The organism is Dietzia sp. DQ12-76 (assembly GCF_014145045.1).
In the GTDB taxonomy this organism is placed as follows: domain Bacteria; phylum Actinomycetota; class Actinomycetes; order Mycobacteriales; family Mycobacteriaceae; genus Dietzia.
The window spans coordinates 1-6,310 of record NZ_JAALDV010000063.1 but is presented as its reverse complement, the minus strand read 5'-3'; the positions used below and the strand labels follow the sequence as shown (position 1 = coordinate 6,310).

At 71.0% G+C, this 6,310-nt stretch carries 7 protein-coding genes; all 7 read right to left on the bottom strand.

Annotated features, from left to right (window positions below; translation table 11 throughout):
- Window positions 1-463 (bottom strand): DNA-binding protein WhiA (whiA, locus tag G6019_RS03200; RefSeq protein WP_194305398.1); only part of this gene is annotated, 463 nt, incomplete at its 3' end.
- A gap of 28 nt (window positions 464-491) precedes the next feature.
- Window positions 492-1,493, bottom strand: coding sequence for a gluconeogenesis factor YvcK family protein (locus G6019_RS03195; RefSeq protein ID WP_107758092.1), 1,002 nt, complete (start codon window positions 1,491-1,493; stop codon window positions 492-494).
- A 4-nt stretch (window positions 1,494-1,497) separates the two neighbouring features.
- Window positions 1,498-2,370: an RNase adapter RapZ gene (rapZ, locus tag G6019_RS03190; protein ID WP_182613688.1), complete on the bottom strand. Its 873-nt coding sequence runs from the start codon at window positions 2,368-2,370 to the stop codon at window positions 1,498-1,500.
- A 3-nt stretch (window positions 2,371-2,373) separates the two neighbouring features.
- Window positions 2,374-4,473, bottom strand: a complete 2,100-nt coding sequence (gene uvrC, locus G6019_RS03185; protein WP_182627027.1) for an excinuclease ABC subunit UvrC — start codon at window positions 4,471-4,473, stop codon at window positions 2,374-2,376.
- Between the two features lie 6 nt (window positions 4,474-4,479).
- Window positions 4,480-4,968: a PH domain-containing protein gene (locus G6019_RS03180; protein WP_107756513.1), complete on the bottom strand. Its 489-nt coding sequence runs from the start codon at window positions 4,966-4,968 to the stop codon at window positions 4,480-4,482.
- Window positions 4,965-5,441 (bottom strand): 6,7-dimethyl-8-ribityllumazine synthase, encoded by a 477-nt coding sequence (gene ribH / locus G6019_RS03175; protein ID WP_107756514.1) that lies wholly within the window; start codon window positions 5,439-5,441, stop codon window positions 4,965-4,967. Before ribH ends, G6019_RS03180 begins: the two co-directional genes overlap by 4 nt.
- A partial coding sequence (gene ribA / locus G6019_RS03170; protein ID WP_182627026.1) for a GTP cyclohydrolase II occupies window positions 5,438-6,310 on the bottom strand: 873 nt, incomplete at its 5' end. The genes ribA and ribH, both read right to left, overlap by 4 nt.

The following is a 6,310-nucleotide window of genomic DNA, read 5'->3' as shown; positions in this document are numbered from 1 at the left end:
CCGCTCCGGGCGCGGTCACCTCCAACGCCGACGACCGCCCGGGTTTGGTGAGGGAACCGTGGGCGAGGAACGCCCCCCGCCACGAGGCCTCCGCCGCCGCCACGGATCCCCCGACGACGGCGGCGGGCAATCCCCTGACGGTGCGGCCGGCGGCGTCGACCAGTCCGAGCTGGCGGGTCAGGTCCGCTCCCCGGTCGATCACCCGGAGGACGAACTTCCGGGCCGGCTTGCCGCCGCTTCCCCCGATCGGGTGGATCTCGCAGGGCACGGAGAACAGCGAGTCGAGTTCGCCGGACAGTCGCTCGGCGATCTCGCCCGAATCGACCTCCGCCTCGATCACGAGGCGGCCCGAGAGGACCTGGAGGGTGCCCGCGAAACGCAGGAGCGAGGCGATCTCCGCCTTCCTGGTCTCCGCGTTCCCGACCGGGACTCTCACCAGTTCGGACTTGACCTGTGCGGTCAGTGACACGCCCTGCTCCTTCGTTCTCCGGTCATCCGTCGGCCCCCGCCGTCACCGTGGCGGCGAGCGCCCGGGCGAGCAGAGCGGGGTCGTGCACGGGCTTCATCGTCCCATCCGGTGCTGTCCGGGCGATGTCCGCCACCATGACCCGCGCCCCCAGACCCGCCGCCGCCCGGTCGAGGTGTTCACGTTCGGTGTCGCTCAGTGGCATCCGCGGGTCCACCAGCACCACGTCCACGTCGACCGCGGGAGCGTGCTGGCGCAACACGTGGAGATGCTGCTCCGCGGAGAACCCGGCGGTCTCACCGACCTGCGGCGCCAGGTTGAGCACGAGCGCCCTGGTCGCGGACGTGCGGGCCAACGCGGAGGCGATGTCCGGGACCAACACGTTCGGTATGACGCTCGTGAACCACGAGCCCGGTCCCAGCACGACCATGTCCGCCGCCTCGATCGCCTCCACGACGCCGTCCGCCACGGGCGGGTCGGCGGGGATGAGCCGCACCCGGCGCACACTGCCGGGCGTGGTGGCCACCGCGACCTGGCCGATGATCGTGCGCACCACGCGGGGATCGGCTTCCAGTCCGACGACCTCCGCGGCGATGTCCAGGGCCACCGGCGACATGGGGAGTACCCGTCCGGTCACCCCGAGCATCGCCCCGACGGCGTCGAGCGCCTCGACGGGGTCCCCGAGCAGTTCCCAGAATCCGGCGAAGACGAGGTTGCCCACGGCGTGTCCCGCCAGCGCCCCGGTCCCCCCGTAGCGGTGCTGGAACAGACTGGTCAGCTGAGCGTGCTCGTCGTCATCGGCCGCGAGTGCGCACAGCGCCATCCGGAGGTCGCCGGGCGGCAGGATGTCGAGTTCGCGACGGAGTCGCCCGGAGGACCCACCGTCGTCCGCCACGGTCACCACCGCGGTCACGTGCTCGGCGACCATACGCCCGGCGCGGAGGGTGGCGGACAACCCGTGGCCCCCGCCCAGGGCGACGAGCGACCCCAGCCGATCCGGCGCCCCCGCCGTGCTCTGACGTGTCATCCGATCACTCTCGTCCGAGATCACGGTGGCGGACGTGGACGTCGACGGAGTCGAGGCCGGACAGTCTCCCGGCCAGTGATTCGGAGATCGCGACGCTGCGGTGTTTGCCCCCGGTGCACCCCACGGCGATGGTCATGTACCGCTTGCCCTCCCGGCGATACCCGGTCATCGCCAGGCCGATCATCGAGACCGCTGCGCGCAGGTACTCCTCGATCGACGGATCCGCCAGGACGTAGTCCTGGACCGGCTTCTCGCGGCCGGTGTGCGCCTGGAGTTTGGGAATCCAGTGCGGGTTGGGCAGGAACCGCATGTCGAGCAGCATGTCCACGTCGACCGGCACCCCGTACTTGAAGCCGAAGGACTCGACGGTGAGGTGGAAATCGAATCCCAGGTCGCCGAACGGCTTCTCGAGTCGGTGCCGGAGATCGTGGACGCTCAACGAGGTGGTGTCGACCACCACGTCCGCGCGTCCGCGAATCCCCTCCAACACCTTGCGCTCCCGTTGGATCCCGTCAATCAGCCCGTCCCCCGACTGCAACGGGTGGGATCGCCGGACGTTGTTGAACCGCTTGACCAGGGCCTCGTCCGAGGCGTCCAGGAAGAGGATCCTCGCCTCGGGGCGGCCGTCGAAGCGCCCGAGCAGTTCTCCGATGTGCTCGTCGAATCCGAGGCTGCGGACGTCCGCGACGATCGCGAACCTCCTGGGTTCCTCGCGGGCCTCGGCGAGACGATCCACCAGCTCCCCGACGAAACGGAGCGGGAGGTTGTCCACGACGTACCAGCCGAACTCCTCGAGCACCTTCGACGCCGTGCCCTTGCCCGCACCGGACATCCCACAGATGAGTAGGAGTTCGCGTCCCTCATCGTTCACGTCCATGGTTCACCTCGAGTCGCTCGTCCGGTCGTCGACCTCACGGTCCGAGTCTCCCATGTCCGCCCGTCCCCCGTCCGTACCCGGTTGGTCCGCGGGCGGGGCGTCCGGGGATCCCAGGGTCGCGCGGATCGCCGCCGCGACCCCGGGGCCTATCCCGGGGACCGCGCAGAGGTCGTCCACTCCGGCGGCGCGGAGTGCCGAGACGGTGGGGAACTTCTCCAGCAGCGCCGACCGGCGTGAGGGTCCGAGCCCGGGCACGTCGTCGAGGATCGACGTCGTCATCCGTCGGGATCTGGCTCCCCGGTGGGCCCGGATCGCGAAACGGTGCGCTTCGTCGCGGAGTCGTTGCAGCAGGAACAGTCCCTCGCCGTGCCGGGGGAAGATGACCGGGTACTCCTCTCCGGGCAGCCAGATCTCCTCGAGACGTTTGGCGATGCCGATCACCGGGACGTCGTTGACGCCCAGTTCGGACAGGACCTCGGCGGCCGCCTCCACCTGGGGTCGGCCGCCGTCGACGACGAAGAGCTGGGGCGGGTAGGCGAAGCGGCGGGTGGGCGCGGATCTGCCGGCCGCCCCCTCACCCGCGTCGGCCCGGTCGTCGACGGGCCCGTCGGCGTCGTCCGGTGTCACCACCGGCTCCTCGTGGTGCCGCCGGAACCGTCGGCGGGTCACCTCGGCGATGCTCGCGACGTCGTCGGAGTGACCGTCGCCGGCCGCCTCGCGGATCCGGTAGAGGCGGTAGTCGCTCTTGCGGGGCAGCCCGTCCTCGAACACCACCAGGGAGGCCATGACGTCGGTGCCCTGGGTGTGCGAGATGTCCACGCACTCGATCCGGAGCGGTGCCGTGTCGAGTTCCAGGGTCTCCTGGATCTCCTGCAGGGCGGCCGAGCGTGCGGTCAGGTCGCCACTGCGGCGCAGCTTGTGCTGGGTCAGGGCCTCCACCGCGTTACGGCGGACCGTCTCCGCCAGCGCCCTCTTGTCGCCCCGTTGCGGTATCCGTAGCGACACGCGTGATCCACGCAGGGTGGAGAGCCAGTCGGCGAGCTCGTCCGCGTCGTCGGGCAGCGCCGGCACCAACACCTCCCGGGGCACGGCGGCAGCGAGGTCGGCGCCGGACTCGGTGGCCCCGGCCAACTCGGCCTCTCCGCCGTAGAACTGGGCGAGGTAGTCGGAGACGACGCCGGGGACGGCGAGCGCCGGGTCGAACCGGCCGTCGGCGTCCACCCCGTGCGCGTGCTCGACCACCCAGCCGCGTTGGCCCCGGATGCGCCCGCTCCGGACGTGGAAGACCTGGACGGACACCTCCAGTTCGTCGACCTCGACGCCCACGACGTCGGCGTCGGTCCCGTCACCCAGGACGACGGCCTGCTTCTCCATGGCCCGTCTCATCGCGCCGAGGTCGTCCCGGAGCCGGGCCGCACGCTCGAAGTCCAGGTCCTCGGACGCCTTGAGCATCCGCGCCTCGATCCGCTTCATGATGACGTCGGTGCGTCCGGCGAGGAAGTCGCAGAGTTCGTCGACGATCCGGCGGTGTTCCTCGGCCGACACCCGTCCGATGCAGGGTGCGGCGCACTTGTCGATGTACCCGAGCAGACAGGGACGGCCCAGCTGGGCCTGTCGCCTGAACACCCCGGCCGTGCACGATCTCACCGGAAAGACCCGTTGGAGGGTGTCGAGCGTGTCCCGGATCGCCCACGCGTGGGAATAGGGACCGAAGTACCGGGTCCCGGCCCGTCGCGGTCCGCGGTAGACGAACGCGCGGGGGAACTCCTCCCCCACCGTCACCGCCAGGAGGGGGTAGGTCTTGTCGTCCCGGTACCGCACGTTGAAGCGGGGATCGTATTTCTTGATCCACGTGTACTCCAGTTGGAGCGCCTCCACCTCGGTGGAGACGACGGTCCACTGGACGCCCGCCGCTGCGGTGACCATCTGCCGGGTACGCGGGTGGAGCAGGGTGAGGTCGGCGAAGTACGAACTGACCCGGCTGCGTAGGTTCTTGGCCTTGCCCACGTAGATGACGCGACCCTGGTCGTCGCGGAAGCGGTAGACCCCCGGCTCGGTGGGGATGGAGCCGGGTGACGGACGGTACGTGCGGGGATCGGCCACGACGCCTCAGCGGTCGGCGACGGTCTCGGGATCGGCGGCCGAGGGCTTGTACCGGCGGATCGTCTCGCGCAGGGAGCCCATGGCGTCGACCGCCTCCTGCCCGTCGACCGTCAGGATGGCCCAGATGCCGACGTGTTCGTAGGCGGGCAGTTCGAGTCGCGGCCACATGCTGGACCGGGGGAACGTGATCCCCACGATGTCCGGCCAGCCCCACTGCCGGGTCCGCAGGGGCCCGCGGACCTCGACCCCCTGTTCACCCACCCGCACCCTGATCCTGAGAAGGGTGAGCAGGACGCCGGCGAAGATCAGGCCGATCATCACGAAGGCGAGCTGGTCGGCGACACCGATCGTGACCCCGGTGTCGTCACGGACCAGCAGGACGGCCCAGAGGACGTGCGCGAGGACGATGAGGGCCGCCAGCACGATCACGGCGATCCGGAGACGCCGTGGGCGATGCTCGAAATGCCGGTGCTCGGGATCCCGGTGATCGGTCATCGCCCCGCCCGGAGGTCGCGCAGGGTGACGGCCGCGCCGAGTGCGGCGGCCACCGCCTCGCCGCCCTTGTCCTCCGCGGCGCCCTCGTGTCCGTCACGATCCCGGGCCTGGGCCTCGTTCTCCGTGGTGAGTACCCCGTGGGCCACCGGCGTGGCCTCGTCGAGCGCGATCCGGGTCAGCCCGTCGGTCACCGAGCGACAGACGTAGTCGAAATGCGGTGTGGAGCCCCGGATGACCACCCCGAGCGCCACCACGGCGTCGTGGGACCTCGCGAGCTCCTGTGCGACCACCGGGAGCTCCACGGCCCCCGTGACGCGGGCGACGGACACGATCGCTCCGGAGGCCTCGGCCACCGCGAGTGCGCGCTTCATGAGTTGCGCGCAGATCTCGTCGTGCCAGGTGGAGGCCACGACGCCCAGCCGCAGACCGCGGGCGTCGGGGATCACCAACTCCGGCCTACCGGTGCCGCTCATCGGCGATCCTCTCCGTTCGTGTCGGTGGCGTTCGTCTCCGGGACGTGCGCGTCCAGGTCGGCGCCGTCGTCCAGGCCCTCGAGCAGATGGCCCATCCGGTCCCGCTTGGTCCGCAGGTAGCGGAGGTTCTCCGGGGTCACCGCGGTGGGCATGGGAACCCGTGAGACCACCTCGACGCCGCCGGCACGGAGGGCGTCGGCCTTGGCGGGATTGTTGGTCATCAGACGCACCCGCGTCACCCCGAGATCCCGCAGCATCTGCGCGGCCAGGCTGAAGTCCCGGGCGTCGGCGGGAAGGCCGAGGTCCAGGTTGGCGTCCACGGTGTCGCGGCCGTCGTCCTGCAACTGATAGGCGCGGAGCTTCTGCACCAGGCCGATCCCCCGGCCTTCGTGACCCCTCATGTAGAGGACCACCCCGCGGCCCTCCTCACACACCGAGGCGACGGCCGCGTCGAGCTGTGGACCGCAATCGCAGCGCAGCGAGTGGAAGACGTCCCCGGTGAGGCACTCGGAGTGGACGCGGACCGACACCGGCTCCCCGCCCGAGACGTCACCGGCGACCATGGCCACGTGCTCGACGCCCTGGATGACGTCGCGGTACCCGTGCGCGGTCATCGTCCCGGCCGGGGTGGGGATCCGGGCGGCCGCCTCGTGCACCACCTGCACCTCGTGCGCGCGGCGCCAGTCCTGCAGCGCCTCGATCGTGATCAGCGCGAGCCCGTGCTCGTCGGCGAAACGTCGGAGCTCCGGGGTCCGGGCCATGGTGGTCGGGTCGTCCTCGGAGACGATCTCGCAGATCACCCCCGCCGGGCGCAGGCCGGCGAGACGAGCGAGGTCGACCGCGGCCTCCGTGTGGCCGGGCCGGGTGAG

Bases quoted from the DNA above. Each gene is read 5' to 3' on its own strand.
- G6019_RS03180 (WP_107756513.1), bottom strand. From the start codon at position 4,968: ATGACCGATCACCGGGATCCCGAGCACCGGCATTTCGAGCATCGCCCA.
- G6019_RS03195 (WP_107758092.1), bottom strand. From the start codon at position 1,493: ATGACACGTCAGAGCACGGCGGGGGCGCCGGATCGGCTGGGGTCGCTC.
- ribH (WP_107756514.1), bottom strand. From the start codon at position 5,441: ATGAGCGGCACCGGTAGGCCGGAGTTGGTGATCCCCGACGCCCGCGGT.
- rapZ (WP_182613688.1), bottom strand. From the start codon at position 2,370: ATGGACGTGAACGATGAGGGACGCGAACTCCTACTCATCTGTGGGATG.